The 25,038-nt window shown below is 60.4% G+C and carries 21 protein-coding genes and 1 tRNA gene; 11 read left to right on the forward strand and 11 right to left on the reverse strand.

The window, feature by feature from the left end; translation table 11 throughout:
• The first annotated feature begins 91 nt into the window (after positions 1-91).
• The 4 genes from B9Y51_RS06260 (at position 92) to B9Y51_RS06275 (ending at position 4,120) form a co-directional block, all read left to right on the forward strand.
• Positions 92-895, forward strand: coding sequence for a (Fe-S)-binding protein (locus tag B9Y51_RS06260; protein ID WP_048683721.1), 804 nt, complete (start codon positions 92-94; stop codon positions 893-895).
• 2 nt (positions 896-897) lie between these two features.
• Positions 898-2,574 carry a lactate utilization protein B gene (locus B9Y51_RS06265; protein WP_048683718.1) on the forward strand — a complete coding sequence of 559 codons (1,677 nt, stop codon included), beginning with the start codon at positions 898-900 and terminating at the stop codon, positions 2,572-2,574.
• A 2-nt stretch (positions 2,575-2,576) separates the two neighbouring features.
• On the forward strand, positions 2,577-3,221 hold the full coding sequence (locus B9Y51_RS06270; RefSeq protein WP_048683717.1) for a LutC/YkgG family protein: 645 nt from the start codon (positions 2,577-2,579) through the stop codon (positions 3,219-3,221).
• Between the two features lie 176 nt (positions 3,222-3,397).
• Positions 3,398-4,120, forward strand: coding sequence for an HNH endonuclease family protein (locus B9Y51_RS06275; protein ID WP_085529171.1), 723 nt, complete (start codon positions 3,398-3,400; stop codon positions 4,118-4,120).
• Between the two features lie 10 nt (positions 4,121-4,130).
• Here B9Y51_RS06275 and udk read toward each other — a convergent pair whose 3' ends face one another.
• The 3 genes from udk to B9Y51_RS11070 form a co-directional block, all read right to left on the reverse strand.
• Entirely contained in the window at positions 4,131-4,751 is a 621-nt protein-coding gene (udk, locus tag B9Y51_RS06280; protein WP_048683711.1) for a uridine kinase, read from the reverse strand.
• A 207-nt stretch (positions 4,752-4,958) separates the two neighbouring features.
• Complete coding sequence (locus B9Y51_RS06285) at positions 4,959-6,026, reverse strand: NAD(P)-dependent alcohol dehydrogenase (RefSeq protein WP_048684061.1); 1,068 nt, start codon at positions 6,024-6,026, stop codon at positions 4,959-4,961.
• Positions 6,027-6,400: 374 nt separating this feature from the next.
• Positions 6,401-6,730: a hypothetical protein gene (locus tag B9Y51_RS11070; protein ID WP_143468016.1), complete on the reverse strand. Its 330-nt coding sequence runs from the start codon at positions 6,728-6,730 to the stop codon at positions 6,401-6,403.
• Between the two features lie 256 nt (positions 6,731-6,986).
• Here B9Y51_RS11070 and B9Y51_RS06290 point away from each other — a divergent pair, with 256 nt between their 5' ends.
• A complete protein-coding gene (locus B9Y51_RS06290; protein WP_085529172.1) occupies positions 6,987-8,471 on the forward strand; it encodes an MFS transporter in 1,485 nt (494 codons plus the stop codon).
• Between the two features lie 68 nt (positions 8,472-8,539).
• Here the strand turns inward: B9Y51_RS06290 and B9Y51_RS06295 are convergent.
• The 4 genes from B9Y51_RS06295 to B9Y51_RS06310 form a co-directional block, all read right to left on the reverse strand.
• A tRNA-Pro gene (locus tag B9Y51_RS06295) sits at positions 8,540-8,613 on the reverse strand.
• Positions 8,614-8,731: 118 nt separating this feature from the next.
• On the reverse strand, positions 8,732-11,638 hold the full coding sequence (locus B9Y51_RS06300) for an FAD-binding and (Fe-S)-binding domain-containing protein (protein WP_085529173.1): 2,907 nt from the start codon (positions 11,636-11,638) through the stop codon (positions 8,732-8,734).
• A gap of 117 nt (positions 11,639-11,755) precedes the next feature.
• A complete protein-coding gene (locus B9Y51_RS06305) occupies positions 11,756-12,712 on the reverse strand; it encodes a metallophosphoesterase (protein WP_085529174.1) in 957 nt (318 codons plus the stop codon).
• 6 nt (positions 12,713-12,718) lie between these two features.
• A complete protein-coding gene (locus B9Y51_RS06310) occupies positions 12,719-14,872 on the reverse strand; it encodes a transglycosylase domain-containing protein (protein ID WP_048683698.1) in 2,154 nt (717 codons plus the stop codon).
• Between the two features lie 195 nt (positions 14,873-15,067).
• On the opposite strand from B9Y51_RS06310, the gene B9Y51_RS06315 reads away from it, so the two are divergent.
• Genes B9Y51_RS06315 through B9Y51_RS06325 form a run of 3 tightly spaced genes read left to right on the forward strand, consistent with a single transcriptional unit; the run spans position 15,068 to position 16,727 of the window.
• Entirely contained in the window at positions 15,068-15,268 is a 201-nt protein-coding gene (locus tag B9Y51_RS06315) for a DUF4177 domain-containing protein (protein WP_048683695.1), read from the forward strand.
• A gap of 3 nt (positions 15,269-15,271) precedes the next feature.
• Entirely contained in the window at positions 15,272-15,754 is a 483-nt protein-coding gene (locus B9Y51_RS06320) for a RidA family protein (RefSeq protein ID WP_085529175.1), read from the forward strand.
• Positions 15,741-16,727, forward strand: coding sequence for an NUDIX hydrolase (locus B9Y51_RS06325; protein ID WP_245826085.1), 987 nt, complete (start codon positions 15,741-15,743; stop codon positions 16,725-16,727). The genes B9Y51_RS06320 and B9Y51_RS06325 overlap by 14 nt, the downstream gene beginning before the upstream one ends.
• A 98-nt stretch (positions 16,728-16,825) precedes the next feature.
• Here B9Y51_RS06325 and B9Y51_RS06330 read toward each other — a convergent pair whose 3' ends face one another.
• Positions 16,826-17,503: a Crp/Fnr family transcriptional regulator gene (locus B9Y51_RS06330; protein WP_048683688.1), complete on the reverse strand. Its 678-nt coding sequence runs from the start codon at positions 17,501-17,503 to the stop codon at positions 16,826-16,828.
• 283 nt (positions 17,504-17,786) lie between these two features.
• Here B9Y51_RS06330 and B9Y51_RS06335 point away from each other — a divergent pair, with 283 nt between their 5' ends.
• Positions 17,787-18,965 carry a MarP family serine protease gene (locus B9Y51_RS06335; protein ID WP_048683685.1) on the forward strand — a complete coding sequence of 393 codons (1,179 nt, stop codon included), beginning with the start codon at positions 17,787-17,789 and terminating at the stop codon, positions 18,963-18,965.
• Here the strand turns inward: B9Y51_RS06335 and aroQ are convergent.
• Together aroQ and acs are read right to left on the reverse strand one after the other, a co-directional pair.
• Complete coding sequence (aroQ, locus tag B9Y51_RS06340) at positions 18,962-19,393, reverse strand: type II 3-dehydroquinate dehydratase (protein ID WP_085529698.1); 432 nt, start codon at positions 19,391-19,393, stop codon at positions 18,962-18,964. The genes B9Y51_RS06335 and aroQ overlap by 4 nt on opposite strands.
• Before the next feature lie 85 nt (positions 19,394-19,478).
• Positions 19,479-21,455, reverse strand: a complete 1,977-nt coding sequence (gene acs, locus B9Y51_RS06345) for an acetate--CoA ligase (protein WP_048683682.1) — start codon at positions 21,453-21,455, stop codon at positions 19,479-19,481.
• Between the two features lie 150 nt (positions 21,456-21,605).
• Here acs and nth point away from each other — a divergent pair, with 150 nt between their 5' ends.
• Positions 21,606-22,484, forward strand: coding sequence for an endonuclease III (gene nth, locus B9Y51_RS06350; RefSeq protein ID WP_085529176.1), 879 nt, complete (start codon positions 21,606-21,608; stop codon positions 22,482-22,484).
• Positions 22,485-22,548: 64 nt separating this feature from the next.
• A complete protein-coding gene (locus tag B9Y51_RS06355) occupies positions 22,549-23,205 on the forward strand; it encodes an NUDIX hydrolase (RefSeq protein WP_082156930.1) in 657 nt (218 codons plus the stop codon).
• Positions 23,206-23,246: 41 nt separating this feature from the next.
• Here B9Y51_RS06355 and B9Y51_RS06360 read toward each other — a convergent pair whose 3' ends face one another.
• On the reverse strand, positions 23,247-25,022 hold the full coding sequence (locus tag B9Y51_RS06360; protein WP_085529177.1) for a bifunctional 3'-5' exonuclease/DNA polymerase: 1,776 nt from the start codon (positions 25,020-25,022) through the stop codon (positions 23,247-23,249).
• Positions 25,023-25,038 lie beyond the last annotated feature (16 nt).

Consider the following 25,038-nt stretch of genomic DNA (forward strand, 5'->3'; position numbering starts at 1 on the left):
CAAAATGTCACTAAGGTGAAGTCAACTCCGGCGGTCCTTTCATGCCTTCACGGGAGAAGCTCCGCCTGCATCCACAGAATTTGGAGACGCCATGAGGATTGCACTCTTTTCAACGTGCATCGTGGACGCGATGTACCCGAGGGTCGCACGGGCAACCGTGGATATCTTGGAACGCTTGGGCCACGAAGTCATCTTCCCTCCCGGGCAGACGTGTTGTTCCCAGATGCACGTCAATAGCGGCTATTTCGACGATGCCTATCCCGTGGTCAAGAACCACGTCAAAGCCTTCTCCGAATGGGACTACGACGTCGCCGTGGCGCCGTCGGCCTCGTGCGTGGTGTCATTGGATCATCAACAGCCTATGATCGCGCGGCACGCCGGCGACGAAAAGACTGCTCTGGCGGCCGAGGAAGTAGCCGGACGAACCTTTGAACTGTCGAAATTGCTGATCGACGTACTGGGCATCACCAACGCGGCCGAACAGCTGGGCTCGTACTTCCCGCACAAGGTCACGTTCCACTCCAGCTGCCACGGAATGCGGCTCATGAAGCTCGGCACGCGCCAGTCCGACCTGGTCCGGACCGTCGAAGGACTCGAATTCGAGGACCTTCCCGATCTTGACCAGTGCTGCGGCTTCGGCGGAACCTTCTCCTTCAAAAACGCGGATACCTCCGGCGCCATGGTCGCGGACAAAGTAAAGAACATCGAATCCACCGGTGCCGAACTGTGCACCGGCGGTGACGTGTCCTGCTTGATGAACATCGACGGCGCGCTGTCCCGCAAGGGATCCAACGTTTCGACCGTCCACTTTGCCGAAATCCTCGCGAGCACTCGGGAAAATCCCCTTGAGGTTTCCGGGCCTGTAGCGATCTCCACTACTTCAGGAGGCAAGTAGTCATGACTGTCACCTCATTGGGCATGCCCAAGGTTCATCACGGAACTGGCAATATCGTGGCCAAGGAGTCGTTCACGCAGTTCGCGAGCCGCGAGCTGAAGAACGAGCAGCTCCGGGAGAACCTGGGCTTCGCGACGCACACGATTCGCGATAAGCGCCTCAAGGTCGTCAGCGAGCTGCCGGACTGGGAGCTCCTGCGTACGGCCGGATCCGAAATCAAGCAAGATGTCATGGCTCGTCTCCCGGAGCTCTTGGAGGAGTTCGAAAAGAACTTCACCGAGCGGGGAGGCCACGTTCACTGGGCGCGTGATGCCAACGAGGCGAACCAGATCGCCTTGGACATCATCCGCGAGCAGGGCGTGGAAGAGGTCATCAAGATCAAGTCCATGGCCACGCAAGAGACGGGCCTCAACGAATTTCTCGAGGAACAAGGCGTTTCGGCCATCGAAACCGACCTCGCCGAAGAAATCGTTCAGATGGGTGACGATAAGCCGTCACACATCCTCGTTCCCGCGATTCACCGCAATCGGTCCGAGATTCGTGACATCTTCCTCAAGAAGATGCCCGGAATTGATCCCAACATCACGGATCAGCCGTCGGAACTCGCCGAGGCTTCCCGTCACCACCTACGCGAAAAGTTCTTCCGGAACACGGTGGCGATTTCGGGAGCGAATTTCGGCGTCGCCGATTCCGGAACGCTGACGATCGTTGAGTCCGAGGGTAATGGGCGTATGTGCCTGACCTTGCCGGACACTCTGATCTCGTTCATGGGCATCGAAAAGCTCGTTCCCACCTTCCAGGATCTGGAAGTCTTTCTTCAGTTGCTGCCCCGCTCCTCGACCGGTGAGCGGATGAACCCGTATACCTCGATGTGGTCCGGCGTGACCCCGGGCGATGGCCCGCAGAATCTTCACGTGATTCTGATGGATAACGGCCGGACGGCGGCCCTTGCCGACGAGGTCGGACGTCAGGCTCTGCACTGTATCCGGTGCTCCGCCTGCATGAATGTGTGCCCGGTGTATGAGCGCGCAGGCGGGCACGCGTACGGTTCGGTGTACCCGGGACCCATCGGGGCGATTCTTTCGCCGCTGATGACCGGCGTCGAGGAACAATCGAATAATTCATTGCCGTACGCTTCTTCGCTGTGCGGTGCCTGCTACGAGGCCTGCCCGGTTAAGATCAACATCCCGGACGTGCTGGTTCACCTGCGCGGCAAGGACATTGACGCCAAACACGGCAAGGGCGACGACGGCGAAAAGCGCCACCTGCCCGACCAGATGGACGCGATGATGGCCGGTGCCAAGGAGATGTTCTCCCGGCCGTTCTTGCTCTCGACCGCGGTGCGTGGGCTCCCGGTGGGGCGCATCGCCGCTGGCCGAAGCCACAAGATTAGCTGGCTTCCCGGATTGGTCGGAGGCTGGACGAAGTACCGTGACATCCCGGAACCGCCGAGCCAGGCCTTCCGCCATTGGTGGAAGAAGAATCGTAAGAACGCCTCGCAGAAGCGGACGGGACAAGCGCCGGTAGACGTGCAGGCCCTGCTCGCCAAGAACGAGGGGCTCGCGCAGAAATTGCACGAGGAGCAAGCACTCAAGGCGAAGGCCGCGAAGGACAGGGCCGCTGAGCAAGGCCGGTCCGAGGAGTCGGGAGATACCACCACCCAGGAAGGGCGTGACTAGCGATGTCTGATGCCAAGGCTGACATTCTGGGCCGGATCCGCGACGCTCTCGCGGATCATCCCGTGCCCCCGACGCCCACGCGGGAATACCGCACCGAGTCGACCAAATCGGCCGAAGCCGTGCGGGATATGCTCAAGGATCGTCTCATCGATTACAAGGCGAACGTCTACGAAGAGACGACGTCGACCGTAGCGGAGAAGATCAAGGAGCTGTTGGGGCGTTCGTCGATGTACGTGATCCCCAACGGTCTGAATCTTGAGTGGATTCCCGAAGACAGCGCGGCGCGTCGTCATATCGTCGATTCGGGGAATGCCCCGAAGGCCGGCTCCTTGACCCATCGGGAATTGGATTCGGTCAACGCGGTGGTCACCTCGTCGACCGTCTCGTGCGCGGAGACAGGCACCATTTTCCTCAACGGAACGAATGAGGAAGGCCGCCGCGCCATCACGTTGGTTCCGGATCATCATATTTGCATCGTTCCGGCCGAATCCATTGTGGAGTTGGTCCCCGAAGCCATGAGGCGGGTGGATCCGGAGCGTCCGATCACGATGATTTCGGGCCCGTCGGCAACCTCGGACATCGAATTGCAGCGCGTCGAAGGGGTTCACGGTCCTCGGACCTTGGACGTCATCATTCTCGACCGCTAACTGCGGCCTCCGCGAGCCCCGCGGTGACGGTTTCCTCGAAGCCGTCACCGCGGGGCTTTGTCTTGCCTCGTCCACACCGCGAAATACCACCGCGTTTTTTCGGCGGGATCCACAGCAAGGAGCCTTTAGGGGCGCGCCCGGCCCGGGCGTCGATGGCGTGAGGGGATGATGTCGCCATGACAGTGACATGGAGACTCACGCGCTCTCGGCCTTCGGCATTACGCAGGGTCGTCGGAGCTTTGGTCGCCGCGATCATGGTGGGTACTTTGTTGGTCGTGTGGGAGCCCCGCATCCCGTGGATGGGGCCTCACCGGTCCTCGACGTCTCGGAGTGCCGTGGTGCCGGAAGAGATCGCGACCCAGATGGCTGGGCTTCGCGTGGGTGTCAAAGAGAATCCGCCAGGATATCGGCGTGAGCTGTTCGGTCCCGCGTGGTTCGACGAAGACCGCAATGGGTGCGACACCCGCAACGACATTCTCCGTCGTGACCTCGTCGAATCTTCGATGAAAGGGGAAGGGTGTTTGGTGGCAAGCGGGACATTGCACGATCCCTATACGGGACGTGACATCGATTTCTCGGCGGGGAAGGAATCGAGGAGGGTTCAGATCGACCATGTGGTGGCACTAGCGGATGCATGGGCCTCAGGCGCGTCCCGGTGGACGTCCGGACGCCGTCGGGCTTTTGCCAATGATCCGGAGAATCTTCTTGCGGTGGACGGGCCCACGAACGAAGCCAAGGGAGCTGACGACGCATCCGCGTGGTTGCCGCCTCGTGAAGAATATCGATGTGCGTACCTCGTGCGTCAGATACGGGTCAAGGCGCGCTACGACTTGACCGTGACCGCGCCGGAGCGCACGGCGATGCTTAACGTGCTCGCGACGTGCCGTTCGCCGGCTTGAACCGTCCGGCTCAGACTCCGGGATTGAGTTGGCGGTTGATACGGTGAACCAACATGTCCAGCGCCACGAGGTTCGTTCCGCCTTCGGGCACGATCAGATCTGCGCGTCGCTTGGATGGCTCGACGTACAGCTCGTGCATCGGCTTAACGCTGGAGAGATACTGCTCTTCTACGGACTCGACGGACCGTCCGCGCTCCAACACATCGCGCTTGATGCGCCGCAGAATGCGCACGTCGGCATCCGTGTCGACGAACAGTTTGATGTCGCAGCGTTGGCAGATGTCGTCCTCGGCGAAGATCAGGATTCCCTCCATGATCACGATGGGTTGGGAATCGATGATCATGGTTTCTTCGGATCTGTTGTGATCCGCGTAGTCGTAGATGGGGCATTCGATGCTGCCACCGGCGATCAGCTGATCCAAGTGCTTGACGAGCAGTTCATTGTCGAAGGCTTCGGGGGCGTCGTAGTTGAGTCGGCACCGCTCGTCGTAGGTGAGGTCGTCGTGCCTCTTGTAGTAGTTGTCGTGATACACCACGGCCACGTGCTCGTTGAAACGCGAAATCAACTCGTGGGTCAGCGTGGTCTTACCGGAACCGGTGCCTCCGGCAATGCCGATAACCAGTGGTTTCATAGCTCAGGATGCTCTCTACGACGACGACGTGCTTTTCTATTCTGCCGCACGATCTCGTGGCGGCCGACCGTTGTGTGGCCACCCACCTTTCCGATGGGCGGGCAACGAAAAGCCCCGGCTTCCTTCCGAACCGCCCGGCGGCGGAGTCGAAGGAAACCGGGGCCCACCTTGATTCGCTGCCACAAGGACGCGAATACAGGCAATGCGCTATTCGGCGGTCACCTCGGCGTCTGCAAAGGTCGCCGTGTCGATCACGCAACGGAACTTGACGTCACCGGCCACGACGCGGTCGTAGGCGTCGTCCACCTCGTGAACGGAAACCTTCTCGATCTTGGCGCCGAACCCATGCTCCGCGCAGAAATCGAGCATTTCCTGAGTCTCCGGAATACCGCCGATATTCGAGCCGGCGAGGGCCTTGCGGCCCATGATCACGGAAGCGAAGCTCAGTTCCTGCTTCTCCGGCGGGAGACCGACAACGGCCATGACACCACGAGGCTTGAGCAGGCTCATGTACTGGTCCACCGGGATCGACGCGGAAATGGTGTTGAGGATCATGTCGAACTCTCCACGGTGCTCCGAGAAGAAGTTCTCATCGGTGGTCGCCAGCGTACGAGCGGCTCCGAGCTCACGAGCCTCGGCTTCCTTCTTGAGGGTCCTGGAAAGCACGGTGACCTCTGCACCCTTGGCCGCGGCGATCTGCACGCCCATGTGGCCCAGTCCGCCTAGACCGAGAACGGCAACCTTCTGACCCTCCTGGACATCCCAGGTAGCCAGGGGCGAGTAGGTGGTGATTCCCGCGCACAGCAACGGGGCTGCGACGTCGAAATCCAGGGCATCGGGGATGCTCAACACGAAGTTCTTATTCACGACGACCTTTTCGGCATAGCCGCCCTGAGTGATGGTTCCGTCCACGTCTTTCGAGTTGTACGTGCCGACGGAGCCATTGGTGCAGTTCTGCTGTTGCCCGGCCTGGCATTCCTCGCATTCGCCGCAGGAATTGACCAAACAACCAACGCCGACGCGGTCACCGACTTTGTATTCGGTGACGTCCGAGCCCACGGCTTCGACGACGCCCGCAATCTCGTGACCGACGGTCAACGGGAAATGAGCTTCTCCCCACTCGTTGCGAATGGTGTGGATGTCGCTGTGGCAAATGCCGGCGGCCTTGATGTCGATGAGGACGTCATCGGGGCGGGGATCGCGCAATTCGATGCGAGCGACCCGGTACGGCTGGTCGGGCCCGGTCTTCTGAAGTGCTTTTACGGAGATGGGCATGAGGATGCCTCCTGAAATAGTCGTCATGGGATCCACATATCAATGTACGACTATGTTTCCTTGATGTCGTGGGCCGTTCGCCCTCCGCATGAAGAGCAGGTCGCTGGGAGTCTGACCATGCAGCTCAGCAGGTCGGGACGGTTAGATGCCGCAGGTGTTAAGAAAGCTCACGTTATCCGTGCCTTGTCGGCGTTGACGCAGGCTAATGGTCTCGTCTGTTGTCCATGTTTCTTCGGAACCTCTCACATCCGGTTGCAACGGGTCGATGAAAATGACAATCCTGAAGTTCCATGCTTGCTATCCATGGAACCTCAGGGCGTCAGAAGATAGTAATTATCATTGTTTGTTTATCGTACTCATAAACTTCATCAGCTCTAGAGTTTGCGATGGTTGTTATCAGTTGAACCCATTTGCATCTCTGACGAATTTGGTAGTGATATGTCAAACGTCCCAATAGAAATGGACGGGCCATTAATTTCTATTTGTTTAGGTATTTCATCTTGCATTAAGGAGAAGGTCGGGTTGGGTTGACTTTCTTTAGGTTCTAGAAGTTTGTCGGGTGGAATTGTCGACAAAGCATCTTTTACTTTCTGTGTTGACAACCCATTTTTGGGGCCTCGCTGGGCCTGCGCTGGGGAGGCGCCTGTCAGTGAAAAAGAGATTGCGAGTAAAGTGGTTAGGGTGGATGAGATAAGTTTTTTCACTGCAACTCCAAAGTCAGAAAAACACAGTCATTCAAATTTGTAGTAGCAAATTACTGCCTACTGTGTTGAAGGTCAAGCCTTGTAGGGGTGTGCAGGGAGTGGCCCTCTGCGTAAAGGCAGGTTGGCGAAAGTGCGGAACGGCGCAACTACCTGACTCAACTCATCAGCTCGTGAGGACATATCGGCACGCCCGCAGCCGGGGGTTCAGTTCGGGTGAGGTGGACGGATGCCCAAGTGAGGGGTAGGACTGGACATCATGGCCCCACCGCAATCTGACTCCTTCGACACTGAGCAAAAGAAGATCCTGGCGCTGACGCTGGTCCCGTTGTTCATGTCGTTGTTGAGCGTTTCCATCGTCAATGTCGTGCTCCCCTCGGTCCAGGATTCCATCGGGGCGAGTAGTTCCGAATTGCAATGGGTTCTATCCGGCTATGCGCTGGCCTTTGGTGTGCTCCTGGTTGCGGCTGGGCGTGCCGGGGACGTCTACGGACGCGGGCCTCTCTTCCTTGCCGGGGTCGGGCTTTTTGGGGCCGGGGCTTTGGCCTCGGGACTTGCGCCGTCGGCCCTGGTGCTGAATATCGCGCGCGTTGCGATGGGGCTCGGGTCGGGATTATTGAATCCGCAGACGATTGGGCTCATGCAGCAATACTTCAAGGGCACGGCCCGCGGTAAAGCATTCGGGCTCTTTGGCGGCGTCGTCGGAGTATCGGTAGCGGTGGGACCCGTTCTCGGTGGCGTGCTCGTGGCTGTTTTCGGGGAGACCCTCGGCTGGCGCGCGTCTTTCCTCGTCAATGTGCCGATCTGTGTGGTCGCGCTCCTGCTGGCCAAGGCCTGGTTGCCGGACTCGGCTTGGAAGCCCGTTCCGGCTGAGCACACGACGTCGTCCCTTCCGGTGGTCGATCCTGATCGGCCGATGCGCAAACGCAAGGTCGATCTTGACCCCGTGGGGCTGGTCATGTTCGGTTTGGCGATATTGCTGATCATGTTGCCGTTTGTTGAGTCGGCAGCGGGCACCTGGATCTGGAGTTCGTTGGTGGTCGGCTGTGGACTCCTCGGACTGTGGGTGTTGTGGGAATCGCGCTACCGACGCCGCGGTGGTGAGCCCATGGTCGACATGGCCCTGTTCAAGACCCGCTCGTTCGCTAACGGGACCATGCTGATCGGGCTGTACTTCGTGGGTGTAACGAGCGTCTGGGTGCTCGTAGCTTTGTACATGCAGTCGGGTCTTCATCACACGGCTTTGGCCTCGGGCATGATGGGTCTCCCTGCCGCGGCGGCCAGTGCGATCAGCGCCCCCATCGCGGGCCGCCACATTGTGCGCATCGGTCGGCCCCTGGTCTTGATGGGGATGTTGTCCGTGCTCTTTGGCCTGCTCAGCACAGCCTTTCTGGTGTATTTGCACGGGACCATCGGTCTCAGCGAATGGTGGATGCTGCTCAGTTTGACCTTTGTGGGTGGCGGACAAGGGCTCGTCGTGAGCCCCAACCAGACTTTGACGCTCGCGGACGTGCCGATGAGATACGCGGGTTCGGCCGGCGGCGTGCTTCAAACCGGGCAACGCGTCGGCACCTCGATTGGTATCGCCGCCATCACCGGGGTGGTCTTTGCTACGGTCGCCTCGTCAGATTGGCCTACGGCCATGATGACCGGCTTGCTCGTGATCGCCGCCGTGGTGGTTCTGGCGGGATGTGTGGGAGTTCGGGACATGATGCAAGGACGACGAGCCGCCCGCAACGCCTGATCGTCAGAGTCAGAGGGACGAGAAACGACGAAGCCCCGGAGCGTGAAAACGCTCCGGGGCTCATTATGTCGGGATGACAGGATTTGAACCTGCGACCTCGTCGTCCCGAACGACGCGCGCTACCAAGCTGCGCCACATCCCGATGTTGACGTGTCCGCGCGAATACTCGCTATTGCGTCACGCAACTTCTCTAGAATAGCCGATCGGTGAAAAGGCGGCAAACCAGCGGGATGTGCTCTCAGCCATTCCGTGGGCACAGGTTAGCGGCTGGCCCACTCTACGAGCTGAACGATGTTCTGATAGGCATGGCCGGTGGCTTCGGTCATACCTTGTTCGCAGGTGCGGTTGGTCGACGCATACGCGTCATAGCTTCGTTGATTGACCTCTGCGGCCTCGGCTCGAGTGGCGGCCTCGGTGAGTTCGGGATGCAACATCCCGCGGTCGCCCGCGTATCCGCAGCACCCCCAACTTGTCGGAACATCACACGTTTCGGCCACGGCCTGACCGAGCTCGACGAGATGGTCCATAAGCCCCAGATGGGTCACGGAACAGGTGGGGTGAACGACCAAAGCGTCGAGTTTTCGTCGAATCGTGAGGCGCGGCAACACCTCGGTGGCGACAAACTCCACGGAATCCACGAACCGAAGTGCAGAGTAGTCGCGCACGGTTCCGTCGTGGCCGACCGTGGGACCGTGTTCCGCCGCTTCAAGGGCCTTGGCCTTCATCGTCCGGAGGCCCTCGGTGCACGACGACGCATCGCAGACAATCGGTAATTCGCCGCCCCGAGTCGCATCCCAGAGGGCCGGAAGCACCCGTTCCGAGATGACGTTATAGCCTCCACTGAATCCTTTGGATTTCCATGGGGTTCCACAACACATCGAGCCGATGCCATCGGGGGTTGACCATCGGAGGCCGGCCCGCTGAGCAACGGCCATGAGAGAGCCCGTGGCCCCTTGCTCTGTCGCGGAACCTTGCTCGTCGACCGCGCCGAACATGGCGTTGACGCAGGCCGGGAAGAACACGAACGATGCAGCGTCGTCGTGACGGGGTGCCCTTCGTTGCCCACCTGAGGGAAGCTGGGCGTTGTAACGCGGAACGACGTCGTCGCCGACGAGTTTGCGCGCGACGTTCGTTGCGGTCGTGGGAACGGGCCAGGGGAGGGCCTTCGCGGTCCGCAAGCCGTACCCCGCAGCGGTGTTCACCGCGCCCCACCCGCGAGCCGCTGCCTTCCATCCGGCGGCCTCGAGAGGATTCTGGTTTTCCGATCGGAGTCGACGGACCAGGTCACCTGTGTCGATGCCGACCGGGCAGCGCGTCTGGCACATGCCGTCCACGGCGCAGGTTTGGACGCCTTCGTAGTCCCAGTCTCTTTCGAGGCTCTGAGCTAACTCATGATCTCCCCGGGTATGGGCCGCCTTGATCTCGCGCCGCATCACGATGCGTTGTCTCGGCGTAAGGGTGAGATCCCGAGAAGGACATACCGGTTCGCAATAGCCGCATTCCACGCACCGATCGACCTCTTCCTCGACCGGCTCTTCGACCTTGAGGTTCTTGACGTAGGAATCCGGGTCGTCGTTGATGATGACCCCCGGATTCAACATGGAACCTGGGTCGACGAGCCGTTTGATCTCGTGCATGACCTCGTACAGCTCATCACCGAATTGACGCCGGACGTAGGGGGCCATGATGCGACCTGTGCCGTGTTCGGCCTTCAGGGATCCGTTGTGACCCAAAATGAGATCGACCATGTCTTCCGTAAACCGTTGGTACCGCTGCACCTTGGAATCCACGGCGAATTCTTCATTGAGCATGAAGTGGATATTGCCGTCTTTCGCGTGTCCAAAGATCACCGAATCCTTGTACTCATGGTCCGTGAACATGGCCCCCAAGCTGCGGCAGGTCTCACCCAGCGTTTCCACGGGAACGACGACGTCTTCCAAGAGTGCATTGGTTCCCTGAGGTCGATTGCCGGCGACCGCAGCGTACAGGTTGTTGCGGGCGGCCCACAGAAGCTCTCGTTGCGAGGCGTCCTCCGTCATGGACAGCGGAGATGCCAGGTTGAGGTTCTTCAGAGCCGGCCACGCCTGCTGTTTGAGGTCGGTAACCTCTTTCGATGATTCACCGTTCAATTCAACGAGTAACGCGGCGTGCTGATCAACATCGATTTCCGCCAGTGCATCGGCCACTCGACCGGATCGTTGGGCCACGGAAATCGAGGTCGCGTCCAGCAATTCGACGGTCGACATGCCCGCCTCCACCAGGTTCGGAACGGAGGAGGCAGCGGAAAGCAGATCCGGAAAGACCAGAAGTCCAGTCGAGGTGGCGTCCAGGATTTTCAGCGTGCGAAAGGTTGCTGATGCAACGAAGCCGAGCGTGCCTTCCGAACCGATGAGGAGGTGCTCCAGGATTTTCACGGGCGACTCGAAGTCCACCAGAGAGTTAACCCCATATCCCATCGTATTTTTCATGGAGAATTGGTGCGCGATGATGCGCCGCGACTCGGCATTGTCCATCACGCGCCGACGAAGCCGCAGGAGCCCTTCATGGATGGCGGGTTCTTGCTCCTTCAGCTGCTGGTCGGCGTCGGAATCAGAGGTATCAATCATGGTCCCGGACGGGAGGATGAACACCATAGACTCGAGGGTTCTATAAGTGTTGAAGTCGGTTCCGGAGGACATTCCGGACGAGTTATTGGCGACGACGCCGCCCACCGTGCACGCCGACGATGAGGCGGGGTCAGGTCCCAATTTCCGGCCGTACCGTTTGAGCGCACCGTTGACGGCGCCGACTGTGGCTCCGGGCTGCACCCGAACGCGCGCTCCCTCATCCAGAATCTCGATGCCCCGGAACGAGCGGCGGGTATCGACCATCACGCCGTCGGAAACTGCTTGGCCTGAGAGGCTCGTTCCTCCCGATCGAAAGGAAATCGGCAGGCCCGCTCGGTGAGCGGCGGCCATCACCTGAGCCACCTCACCTGCCGATGAGGGCCTCACGATGCCCTGCGGAACCATCAGGTAGTGGGAGGCATCGTGTGCCATCGCGAGCCGGTCAATATTTCGGTGGCTCGTAGGAATCTGGTGGGCGGCCAACTCCGTCTCCACGGCGGAAAATTCTGGGGTGGTTTCGGTGAAGCGGTGAGAAGCGGGGGAGGATGTGGTCTGGCTCATGGGCCCATCCTAGGTACTCGTCGGGCGTCCTCCTAGGCAGGTCAGGCATACCTCACAAGTGATGTGCATTCATGGTGGAGCCACCGTGCATGGCTCCTCCTCCATGACTCCTCGGTGTCAGGAACCGGACCTCGCGGTGAGCCGGACGACGACGGCTTCCGGCGGGCAGAAGAGCCGAACCGGTGCGAAGCGAGAGGTTCCCAGGCCGGCAGAAACCTGTAGTGGCGCCGATCCTTCGTAGCTCACACCCTTCGCTCGGGACGGGGCGAGGTCACAATTGGAGACGACGGCCCGTCCACCGGGAAGGCAGATTTGCCCGCCGTGGGTGTGCCCGGCGAACATCACTTCGGCTCCGTCCTCGGCGAACTGACGGATGGTTCGCAGATACGGGGCGTGCATGACGCCGATGCGCACGGAAGAATCCTGCGGGTCATTCGATTCGGGGTTGAAACCCGGGTGGCGGTCGTAACCGAGATGCGGGTCATCGACACCCGAGAAATCCAAACGAACCCCTCGGATGATCAGGGCATCGGTCCGGTTGATGAGCCCTTTCCATCCGCGTTTTTCGAAAGCGGCGTGCATTTTTTCGAAGGGAAGCCGCTGATGGTCAGGATCGCGGGCTTCGTTGCCGGTATGACGCCACAGGTAACGCGCTGGATTCTTCAATCGGGGAGCGAAATAACAGTTCGACCCCGGGACGAAGACTCCAGGGAAGTCCATGAGGGGATCCAGTGCGGTGAGGAGCGGGTCCAGGCCATCGATGTGGCTGAGGTTGTCGCCGGTGTTGATGACCAAATCCGGTTGGAGTTCGGCCAGCCCGTGCATGAAGGCCGTCTTGCGGCGTTGACCCGGGATCATATGCATATCGGAAATATGCAGAATGACGATGTCGGGCGAGCCCGGAGGGAGCACCGCGAGACGTTCCTCGCGGACCTGAAAGCGGTTGAGCTCGATGAAATGTCCGTAAGCAAGGACGGACGCGGCCCCCGCCGCGGTCGCCATCCCGATCCCACCGACGAGGGCAGGGAGGGAGGTGATCGAGGCGGGGGCCGTGGTGTGAAGGCGTCCGCTCATCGCAGGCTAGTCAGCCTTCTTGGACTTGATCTGATCGTTCACGACCTTGTCAGAGGGATTGGTGAACGCGTCCGTGTTGTAGTCCCGGGCCACAGCCTGCATGTAGTTCTGCCACTGTTTACCGGCGTACGTGGAACCATCCACATAATCCTTGGTTTGGCCGTTGATGCGCAGGCCATTCAAGGAGCGCGAACCGAGATCGACGTTGCCCACCCACGAGGCGGTCGAAACGCCACGCGTGTAGCCGACCGTCCAGGTCTGGGTGGAATTATCCGTCGTACCAGTCTTGGCGGCAGATGCATTCTCCAGGCCAATGCCGCGGTTGTAGGCGGAACCCTTGGTCAGGACGTTCTTGAGCACATAGTTCACACCGCGTGCGACGTCGGGATCAACGGCCTGATGACAGCTGCTCGGGGCAACGTCCAACTTCTTGCCACTGCGGTCGGTCACTTCCGTGATAGAACGCGGAGCGCAGTACTTGCCTTCCGCAGCGTAGGTGGCGAAGGCATTGGCCATGGCCATCGGCGCTACGTTCTCCGTACCGATCAACGAGGCCAAGGAATCTTCGGTGTTGATGCGACCCCTGGACTCATCGCCCTTGACCACGCCGAGGTCGGCAGCAGTCTGGCCGACGCCGCAGAGATCGAGATAATTATCCATCGCGTACAAGGCCGAGTTGATGGAGTTGTAAATTCCCTCGTTGACCGTCATCGGATGGTTATAGCCGGTCTCCGCGTTTTGGAAGGACCATGCCCCGTTGGCACCGGGGTTCACGACGGAACCGCCAGGCTTACAACTCGCGCGCCACTTGGTGCCGGCTGGGTAGCTCAACGGTGACGCATCGATCGTGGCGTCCACCCCGTTGCCTTCCTTGATCCACTGGGTCAAGGAGAAGGCCTTGAAGGTCGAACCTGGCTGGAAGCCTGGTGTACCTCCCATCTGGGAGTCGACGTTGTAGTTGTAAACGGTGTTACCGACGCCCTTGCCATTGTTGTAATTCGAGTTCTGGGCCATCGAGAGGATGTTGCCGGTACCGGGTTCGACCGAGACCAAGGACGTGCTCACCGAATCGGGATTGTTGTCGGTGGGCTGGGTCTGGTTGACCTGGTCTTGAGCGGTCTGCTGGTCCTTGCTCTTGAGCGTCGTCTTGATGGTCAAGCCGCCGCGGGTGAGTTTGGCCAGTCGCTCCTTGGAATTGGCACCGAATCGCTCGTCCTGAGTGAATTCGTTACGAACGTAGTCACAGAAGTACGGAGCGTCTGTTGCTGCGGTACAGCCTGAATTTGTGTGGTGGATGTCGAGGTCGAGCGGGGCTGCCTTGGCTTCCTCGTACTGGGCCTCGGTGATCTTGTTATGGATCAACATCGAGTGGAGAACGGTGTTCCGTCGGTTCGTCGCTGCCTTGGGATTGGCTTCGGGATCGTAGTAGGTCGGCGACTGAACCATGCCCGCGAGGAGTGCGGACTGCTGGATATTGAGATCCTTGGCGTCCTTGCCCCAGTAATACTGCGAGGCCGCCTGAACGCCGTAGTTGCTGCCGCCGTAGTTCACGATGTTCAGGTAGCCGTTGAGGATCTCGTCCTTCGACTTGTTCTGCTCCATCGAGATGGCGAGCTTCATCTCTTTGATCTTGTCCAGCATGCCCTTGTTGGCGCCCATGGTGGAGGTGGCGTCCGCGCCCTTCTGGGTCGCTTGATCAATCAGCAGGTTATTGACGTACTGCTGGGTGATGGTGGAGGCGCCCTGTCGGGTTCCGGGGTGCACGAGGTTATTCAGCACCGCGCGGCCGATGCCGAACGCGTCAACACCGCCGTGTTCATAGAAGCTGTCGTCCTCGATCGCCAACTGAGCGTTAACCATGTTCGGCGAGATCTGGTCCAGCGACACTTCTTCACGGTTCTCGGAATAGAACGTCGCGAGGGTCTTGCCGTCACTGGTCAGGAAGGTCGACGGACCTGAGAGTGGGCCGTCGGAGAGGTCGCTAGGGAGGCCCTTGAACCAGTTGATCGAGGCGCTGGCCGTGAGACCGGCGGTCGCGGCCGGCGGGATCAACAATCCGGCCGTCACGAATCCCGCGACGATACTCAGGGCAATGAACTGAATGAAGTCGCTCGGATTGCGCCGTTCGCGCCGCCGAGCTGATTTCTTGGGTGAAGCCATTCCAACAGCATACAAGTCGATCAGGGAAAACGTGTGGCGAACGAGCCCTCTGTGGATAAATCACACCGTGTCCGGAAATCGGCTGGAAAACCCCTGAAAATCCCGCCTGTTGATGCGAGCCTCTGGCCTTTCTCTCAGGTTCGCTCTCCGCCGCTTGGAATAGCGCCATGTGTCCGACGTGGATAGTCTTGTTCCATGACTCAATGGGAATACGCCACCGTGCCGCTGATGATCCACGCGACCAAGCAGATCCTCGACAATTGGGGACACGACGGATGGGAGCTCGTCACCGTGCTGCCGGGTAACGCTCCGGCCGGCGATGCGCCCTCCGGCAATATGGTCGCGCCGACGCAGACTAACCCGATCGCCTATTTCAAGCGCCCCAAGGAGGCCTAAGCGATGACGACTTCACAGGTCGAAGCGCGGTTGAAAGACATGGGACTCACGGTTCCCGAGGTGGCGGCGCCCGTGGCCTCGTATGTGCCGGCCGTGGTTTCGGGACAGTATGTCTATACCTCCGGGCAGATTCCCGTGCAGAACGGTGAATTCGCTTTCAAGGGCAAGGTTTCAGAAACCGGAGCCGATGGCACCGTGAGTTTGAATGACGCCATCGATCAGGCTCGTGTGTGTGCCTTGAACACATTGGCCGCGGTTAAATCCGTGATTGGAGACCTCGACCGCGTCAAGCGCGTGGTTAAGGTCACGGGATTCGTCAGTTCGGATCCTGAATTTACTGGTCAGGCGCAGGTTCTCAACGGTGCGTCGGAGTTGTATGGTAAAGCGTTCGGGGAAGCCGGGATCCATGCCCGCTCCGCCGTCGGCGTTGCCGTGCTTCCCCTCGACGTCCCCGTTGAAGTGGAACTCATCGTTGAATATTCCTAAACCTCTGGCCTTCCCGGGCCACCGGGTCGCCGCGCAATCTGGGCGCCCGACCTGCACCGTTGCGTCGTCGCCGTACTATTTTCCGCTCTCCGAGCGTCAAGAGACGGCGGCGCGGGCCTGGCTCGACGAGGATGACCAGTCCGCGTGCTGTCAGATGAAGACGGCGGCCTCGGTGATCTTTATCCGAGAAGGCCACGACGGGCTGGAGACTTTCCTTACCTATAGGACCACCCCTGGTTCGCCCTTGGGTCGTGTCTCCTTTCCCGGTGGGGTCTCCGAACCGGGTGATCACGAGCCGATCGGTTGGTACGGGCCGACGCCGTCGCAGTGGGCCGTCAAACTTGGCCACGACGACGTGGTGGCCGCCCGAAGCGCTGTGATCGCGGCGATTCGGGAGAGCTTTGAAGAGGTCGGTGTGTTGTTCGCGGGTCCCACGGACCAGGACACGGTCGAATACACCGAGGCCAGCGAGACGATGAATTCTCGGGAGGCCATCGCCGGACACGAGCTCGGTTTCATCGACTATCTCAAGAGGGCCGGGCTCAAAGTGCGGACTGACCTCTTGAAGCCTATCGGTCGGTGGCAAACGCCAGATTTCTCACACCGTCGTTTCGATACGCACTTCTTCGCATCCGTCGTTCCGGTGGGGCAGCGGCCTAAACTCTTGACCTCGAAAGGTCAGTGGGGGCGTTGGGTATCCGCCGGAAGTCTTGTGGGGAACCGGGACCCGACGGCTCTCGGCGACGAAATCGGTTTGGAAGATACTGTAGGTAAGACCATTTCCCAGCTGGTAACGCCGGGAACCCTCTTCCTCCTGGAAGCCATTTCGGCCTGCCCCACGACCATCGCATTCCTCACGAAAAAGCGCCGCGTTCACGTGAAGAAGCCCGAACTCGTGGAAAAGGATGGGCAGCTGATGCTCGCCTTCGATCCGCCTCGCGACGCCGTGAGGACACGCGACAAGGGAGCCTGAACCGATACCCAGGACTTAACTGAAGACAACGGCAAAGGGCCGGATGCTTGAAGCATCCGGCCCTTTGCCTATCCGCCGTGACGGCGAACCATCAAGCGTTAGCGGCTCCGCTGACGGAGGCGCTGGAGGTCGAGAATCACGACGGCGCGAGCCTCGAGTCGAATCCATCCGCGCTGGACGAATTCGGCGAGAGCCTTATTCACGGTCTCGCGAGAAGCCCCGACGAGCTGGGCCAACTCTTCCTGAGTGAGCTCGTGAGCCACGAGGATGCCATCCGTCGCCGGGCGACCGAAGCGATCTGCGAGATCGAGCAGAGCCTTGGAGACGCGGCCTGGAACGTCGGAGAAGACCAAGTCGGCAAGATTCTCATTGGTGCGCCGCAGGCGACGTGCCAGAGCCTGGAGCACCTGGCCCGAAATCGAGGGGCTCTTGTCCATGGCCTTCTTGAGGCTTGCGTGCTTGACGCCAGCGAGACGGGTCTCCGAAACGGCGGTCGCCGACGTCGAGCGGGGGCCCGGATCGAACAGGGCCATTTCGCCGAAAATCTCCCCGGGACCCATGATGGCCACCAGGTTTTCGCGTCCGTCGGAGGCCGTGCGGCCCAGCTTGATCTTGCCGGAGACGACGAAGTACAGCTGATCTCCGGGGTCGCCCTCGTAGAACAAAGTCGCCCCGCGGGACAGATCTACCTCGGTTACATCGTCGGTTAGTGCGGCAAAAGCCTCGTCGTCAAGAGTTGCGAAAAGCGGTGCCCTGCGCAGAACCTCGATATCCATCTTTCTCCTCAGTGATCAGCGTCATTTTCGGTGCCCAATGCGATCTCTGCATCTCAACAATCCTGCAGCCTGGGCAAGATTGCGGCGACCTGTGACAAATTCAACGTACCTTGATGCCACTCTATAAGTTGCGTATCGAATTCGCCACAGACCGAAGCCACTCTTCGCGCTCAGCTTGGGAGCGAGTGGAGTATGAGGCTCTTGCCAGGTGGGAAGGGTAACGTCGAGGTCTCCACCGACCACGGCTTTACTGCGATGCGTTCGCGATGATTGGTGCTTCGACATGATTGACTTCACAGTTCTCGACTGGATTCTCCTTCTGGTCCTCCTGGGATACTTCCTGGGCGGGTTGGCCCGCGGATTCTTTATGACTCTCGGGGCGGTTGTGGGATTCGCCGCCGGCGCCGTCGCGGCCTTCTACGTGACGCCGTTCCTGGTCGAGAGGGTGAGTGGCGGCTGGAAGATCGCCGTCGCCGTCGCGAGCATCCTCGTGCTGATTTGTATCGGCCAGGCGCTCGGCATTGCGTTTGGGCGGCCTTTGCGCCGATTGACCGAACGGACCGGCCTGGGGCCTCTCGACCGCATCGGCGGGGCCATCTTGAACCTCGTCACGTGTGCGTTCGTCATCGTCGCCCTCAGCTTTTCAGCCTCTCAATTCGGCGTGCCATCGATCTCGACCACGGTCGGTGATTCCACCATCATTTCGACGTTGCAACGTCTGACACCGCAACCGGTGCAGCGTGGGATTGCTCAGGCGAGGGCGGCGGTGCTGCAACAATCCGGTATCCCGCGGCTGGAGCAGCAGATCTTCCCCGAACAAGCTGCGCCCACCGAAACCGGGCCACAGAGCGACGGGCTGAAAACGGCGTCGGCCTCGGTCGTCAAGATCAACGGATCGGCCGATGCCTGCTCCCAAAATCAGTCCGGATCTGGCTTTGTCGCCTCTGGCGACCACGTGGTGACGAACGCGCACGTCGTGGCCGGAGTCGTGCATCCCGTGATTCAGAGTCGGAACGGACAGACGATACAGGCCACGGTTGTTGCCTATAACCCGGAGAAGGACCTCGCAGTTCTGTACGCACCGGATCTTGAGGCCCAGCCGCTGGACTTGGGACAGAACGGAACGGCCGGAGAAAAGGCGACCATCATGGGGTACGACCTCGGCGGCCCCTTTATGTCCCGCCCCGCTTCCATTCAGGGCCTGCAATATACGACGACAAAAACGCAAAATGGCACCACGAACGAGCCGCGGGAAATGTATCAATTGGCGGCCAACGTGCAAGAAGGCAATTCCGGTGGACCATTGCTCAATGAGCAAGGTCAGGTGATCGGAGTGATCTTTGCCAAGGCCACCCAAGGTGAGACCGGCTATGCGTTGTCCATGACGGAACTGCACTCAACACTCGACGCAGCCACGTCGCTCACGAATCCCGTAGGAACGGGGCAGTGCACCGTCGGTTAGCGTTGCGCGAGGTAATCGAGGGCCATGATGTACCCATAGGCTCCGGCCCCGGCAATGACCGTTTCGGCTTGCAAAGAGACATAAGACCGGTGGCGAAATTCTTCGCGCCGATGCACATTCGAGAGGTGAACCTCGATCACCGGCAATTCGGCCGCTTCTAAAGCATCGTGAATCGCAATGGACGTGTGAGTGAATGCAGCGGGGTTAATGATGATCGCGCTGGCTTCGTCCCGGGCACGCTGAATTTCATCGATGAGAACGCCCTCGTGATTGGACTGCATGAACTCGATCCCTCGGCCCAATGCGCCTGCGTGCTCGCGGACCGTCGCTTCGATGTCGGCGAGAGTCGTCGTTCCGTAGATCTCCGGTTTGCGTCGACCGAGCATATTCAGATTGGGGCCGTTGAGAACGAAGATCGGTTTAGTCATGGCCACATTCTGGCACGCTTCGTGCGGGTAAAGCGACGGGCGCCCCCGAAAACTCCGGGGCGCCCGTCATCTGCGGATCGGCCGGCTATTTGCCGAGCGACTCCGTGATCTGATCCATCACGGTCTGATCCGCGAGGGTCGAGACGTCGCCGACCGGGCGGTCTTCCGCGACGTCCTTGAGCAACCGACGCATGATCTTTCCTGAGCGGGTCTTCGGCAGCTCGGGAACGATCAGGACCTTCTTAGGCTTGGCAATCGGCGAGATCTCCTCGCCCACATGGTTACGGATCTCCGCGGCGAGCTCCGTCGGATCGCGATGCTCGGCCGTAGCCTCATCCGAGAGAATCACGAACGCGATCACAGCCTGGCCGGTCGTCTCATCGGATGCACCAACGACGGCGGCTTCCGCCACGGAATGGTGCGAAACCAGGGCGGACTCAATCTCCGGCGTCGACAGGCGATGCCCGGAAACGTTCATGACGTCGTCCACGCGCCCGAGAACCCAGATGTCGCCGTCGTCGTCGCGTTTAGCGCCGTCGCCGGCGAAGTACGTCGTCTCGTTGAAACGGGACCAATAGGTGTCCACGAACCGCTGATCGTCGCCCCAAATCGTGCGCAGCATCGAAGGCCACGGTTTCGTCAGAACCAACAGGCCGGATTCCCCATTGCCGAGCTTTTCGCCCAGGTCGTCCACGACGTCAACGCCGATACCGGGCAACGGACGCTGAGCCGACCCCGGCTTGGCCGAGGTGATCCCCGGAAGCTGGGAGATCATGATGCCGCCCGTCTCGGTCTGCCACCAAGTATCGACGATCGGGCATTTCTCCTTGCCGATCACCCGATAGAACCACTGCCAGGCTTCAGGGTTAATCGCTTCGCCCACGGTGCCCAGCAACCGCAAGGACTCGAGCGAATACTGGTTGGGAATTTCCTCGCCCCACTTCATCATGGTGCGAATGGCGGTTGGGGAGGAGTACATGATGGTCACGCCGTACTTATCGACGATCTCCCAGAAGCGGCCTTGGTGCGGGTGATTGGGGGTGCCCTCATAGATAACCTGTGTGGCTCCGTTCAAGAGCGGACCGTACGCCACGTATGTGTGGCCGGTGACCCAGCCGATGTCCGCGGTGCACCAGAAGACGTCCGTCTCGGGCTTGATGTCGAAGACGTTGTAGTGGGTGTAGGCGGCGTGCGTCAGGTACCCACCCGTCGTGTGCAAAATGCCTTTCGGCTTTCCCGTAGTGCCGGAGGTGTACAGGATGAAGAGCGGATCTTCGGCGTTGTGCGGGACCGGGGTGTGCTCGGTCGAGGCCGACTCCACCGAGTCGTGCCACCAGATGTCGCGTCCCTCGGTCCAATCCACATCTTCGCCATTGCGCTTGACCACGACGACGTGCTCGACCGTGTCTCCGCCCTTCGCGAGAGCGTTATCCACGGCGGGCTTGAGCGTGGTGGGCTGCCCGCGCCGGTACGAACCGTCGGCCGTGACGACGAGCTTGGCCTCGCCATCCTCGATGCGCGAACGGATGGCATCGGCAGAGAATCCGCCGAAAATGACCGAGTGAATCGCTCCAAGACGCGCGCAGGCCAACATGGTGATGACGGCCTCGGGAATCATCGGGAGGTAGACGGCGACGCGATCGCCTTTGCCGACTCCCAATTCGGAGAAAGCGTTAGCCGCTCGGGAGACCTCATCCTTGAGGTCCCGATAGGTATAGGTGCGGGAGTCTCCGGGCTCTCCCTCGAAGTGGATAGCGACGCGGTCACCGTGACCAGATTCGACGTGGCGATCGACGGCGTTATACGCGGCGTTCAGCTCACCGTCCTCGAACCACTTGGCGAAGGGCGGATTGCTCCAATCAAGGGTCTGGGTGAATTCCTTGTCCCAGGTGAGAAACTTCTTGGCTTGAGTCGCCCAAAAGTCCGTACCTTGGTTCTCTGCCTGCTCGTAAAGATCGGCGGTGGCGTTGGCCTGAGCCGCGAAGTCTTTGGACGGAGGGAAAGTCTGGGAATTCTCGCTCACGGTTCTTCCTTTCGTGTGATGGACGGCGGCCTTTTTCATCCGCGTGGACGTCTGGCCTCCACTGTAATAGACATCTCGTGATCCGAATCACTGAGACAAGAGGTTTCGCACGGAGGGAACACCGAGTCACCCGCTCACACACCGTGACCACATCGTCCGTGCCATGTCCTGTGAGTAGTGTGGGGCGGTATGACCGTCGAAGACCACAGCCAGCGCCCTAGCCTTGAGATTCGTCAGGTTCCGGAGGCCAAAGCTCGGGCCGGGGCCGCGAAGCGTCGTCGTGCCGGAGCCGAGGAGACCCACCGTGGACTGGTGAGGCGCGCACGCAAGATCAACCGAATTTTGGGTGAAACATATCCGTACGCGGTCGCGGAACTCGATTTTGATAACCCGTTTGAACTGCTCGTCGCCACGGTTCTTTCGGCCCAGACCACAGACTTCAAGGTCAATTCCGTGACTCCGAAACTTTTCGGGGCCTATCCGACCGCCGAGGATTTGTCGGCGGCTTCCCCGGATGTCGTCGAAGAGATCGTTCGCTCCCTCGGGTTCTATCGGGCCAAGACGCGGTCAATTATCAGGCTGTCTACTCAGCTCGTGGACGAATTCGACGGAAAAGTGCCTGAAAACCTCACGGAGCTCACGAGCCTGGCCGGTGTGGGGCGCAAGACGGCGTTTGTCGTTCTGGGCAATGCGTTTGGCCAACCGGGGCTGACGGTCGACACGCACTTCGGCCGACTCTCCCGACGGCTTGGATTTACACGCCAGGAAGATCCCGTCAAAGTGGAACGTGACATCGAGGGCCTCTTCGAGCGTTCCGACTGGACCCAGCTGTCCCACCGATTGATCTACCACGGCCGCCGCATCTGTCATGCCAAAACGCCGGCCTGCGGCGTCTGCCCGATCGCCGATCTCTGCCCCTCCTACGGTGCCGGCGTCACCGATGAAGAGGCCGCGGCACGATTACTCCGCTACGAATTTGCCCCTGGACGGGAAGAGCTGCACCGCAGGTTTTTGGAAGGCGCGACCCGCCGGGAACTTCGTCAGGAGGGGTACAGCCTTGGCGCCTGAGAAGAAAAATGAGGCGGCACTAGCGGACTTGCACGCTTTAGCAGCACGGGGAGCCGACGTCGTCATGGACGACCGAGAACCATGGCGGATCGGTGGCATCGACCCAGATTCCGTCAGGGATGCGGCCGTCCTAATTCTATTTGGGGTGCTCGACGACGTTCCCGCACGATCCCGTGATAGCGGCGCTCAGCAGGTCGGTGAAGACCTCGACGTGTTGATCGTGGTCCGGGCCGATACGCTGCGACAACACGCGGGACAACCGGCATTCCCCGGTGGGAAGGTCGATCCCGTGGATCATGAAGCGGAAAACCCCATGGTGGAGGCGGCGCTCCGAGAGGCTGTGGAAGAAACCGGTTTGGATCGCTCCGGAGTGACCGTCCTGGGGACACTAGCGCCTGTGCCCCTTCCTGTCAGCAACTTTATGGTGACTCCGGTACTTGGGTGGTGGACTTCACCCTCGGAGGTTGACGTGGTCGATACGGCCGAGTCTGCGCAGGTCTTCAGGGTGCCCGTTCGTGATCTGACGAATCCGCAGCACCGGTACTACGCAACCGTGACGCGTGGCCGCTCCACCTATAAATCGCCCGCTTTTGAGGTGCCCTCGGTGGACGGAACGGTGACCATTTGGGGTTTTACAGGGGTCGTGCTGGACCGGGTGTTTCACGAATTGGGCTGGGACGAACCCTGGGATAGGAAACGTCGGAAACCCGCGCCAATCTGATGCCTTGCCGCTGCTAGCACCTCGAAGGTGTGCCGGCGTCGTCATTTGGCGTCAGCATAGGATTCGACGGTCGCGATCGTGAGCGGGAAATCAACGGGAGCGTCGCCGAAGAGGAGTCGTCCGGCAGCCGCGGCGGATTCGTTGACGATGCGGGCAACGTCGGCGGCTTCCGACTCGGGGCCGTGGAGCACGACCTCATCGTGGACGAAAAAGACCAGTGAAGTCTTCAAGGGGGTGCCTTCCACGCCATCGCGGCGAAGACGACGTCGAATCTCGCCCATCCAGCAGAGCGCCCATTCGGCGGCGGTTCCCTGGACCACGAAATTGCGGGTAAACCGCCCCTGAGAGCGGGACATGGAGTGGGATCGTGACTCCGCTGCGGACGTGCTCACATCACGAACCGAAGTGAGCCACGATTCGTCTGGGGCCGGTGAGGTTCTCCCTAGCCACGTGGTGACTTGGCCGCCGCGTTGGCCGGTAGCAGCAGCGCGTTCGACCAAGCTGATGGCTTCGGGGAACAAGCGTTTCAGATGGGGCGCCAAGGCCCCAGCTTCGCCGGATGTTGCACCATACATGGCTCCGAGGAGGGCAATTTTGGCGGCGGGTCGGTCTTTGAGCGCGGATCCGGTTTGCTGCCCCAATTCTGCGATGCCCCGGTAGAGATCTTTTCCGCGTCCCGCGACGGCAAGGGCTTGGTCGCCCGACATGGCCGCCAAAATTCGTGGCTCGACTTGCGACGCATCGGCCACGGTCAGGCGGTAACCAGTGTCGGCACGCACGGCGTCTCGGACGATTTGAGGGATTTGCATTGCCCCTCCGCCGTGCGCGGCCCAACGGCCGGTGACGACCCCGCCCACAACATAGGCGGGGTGAAACCGACCGTCGGAAACCCATTCGCGTAGCCAATGCCAACCATTGGCGGTCCACAGACGATAGAGCTGCTTATATTCGAGAATCGGTACGATCAATTCCCTCCGGGCTTGGCTGAGTTGGCCCCCGTGGTCGGCCCATTCCAGGAGGCTCCATTTGCGCGTCGAGGAGACTCCGACTCCAGCTGCCCTCAGCGCACGGAGCAAATCTTGCGGTGAATCTGGATTGAGGTTCTCTGCGCCCAGGGTTGCCGAGATGGATTCGGCCAAATCCTGCATCAGTGGGGGCCGATGCCCTTCTTGGGGCTCGGAGCCGAGTCGCTCGACGAGGATTTCTCGGTGCCGGTTGGTGTCCCACGGTAACCCCTCGTGGTGCATCTCCGCGGCGATGAGCCCACCTTGAGACTCGGCCGCAAGGAGCAATTGAAGACGCCGCCGATTCGGCGAAGAGTCAAGACTTGCTTGTTGGGCTTTCCACTCGGTAACTAGGTCGTCCACGGTGGGCCTAGGTGGAGCCGACGAGCTTGCCGGCACCTCGAAGAGAGAGGTCTGATCTGGATTTATTCGAGGCGGAGGCAGAGACCCTGGGGGTGCGGAATCCTGGGAATTTGTGAGCTTAATGGTGGGAGTATAGGTCAGCTCATTACTGGGCAGGGTGGCGGCGTCGGCAAGTATGGCCTGGCAGAGGGACAGATCCCAGCAGCGGGCAATCGTGGCGCCATCCTTCAAGATGCGCGGGTAAGCGGCGTGGGCTGAGGACCAAACCCAGCGGATCCGATGAGGCTCCGGTGCATGCTCGACCACCGAGGCGACGAATGCGGCGAGTCGATGGAACGGAAAACTCTTGCGATTTCCCTCGCGTCCTTGGCTGAAGGACACGGCGGACCACGTGGCGGTTTCCGGGTCCGAAGGGTGGTCCGGCGAATCGGGACCGATCACGATGAGCATGGCTCCATTATTGCCG

The sequence above is a fragment of the Kocuria massiliensis genome (genome assembly GCF_900169715.1).
In the GTDB taxonomy this organism is placed as follows: Bacteria; Actinomycetota; Actinomycetes; order Actinomycetales; family Micrococcaceae; genus Rothia; species Rothia massiliensis.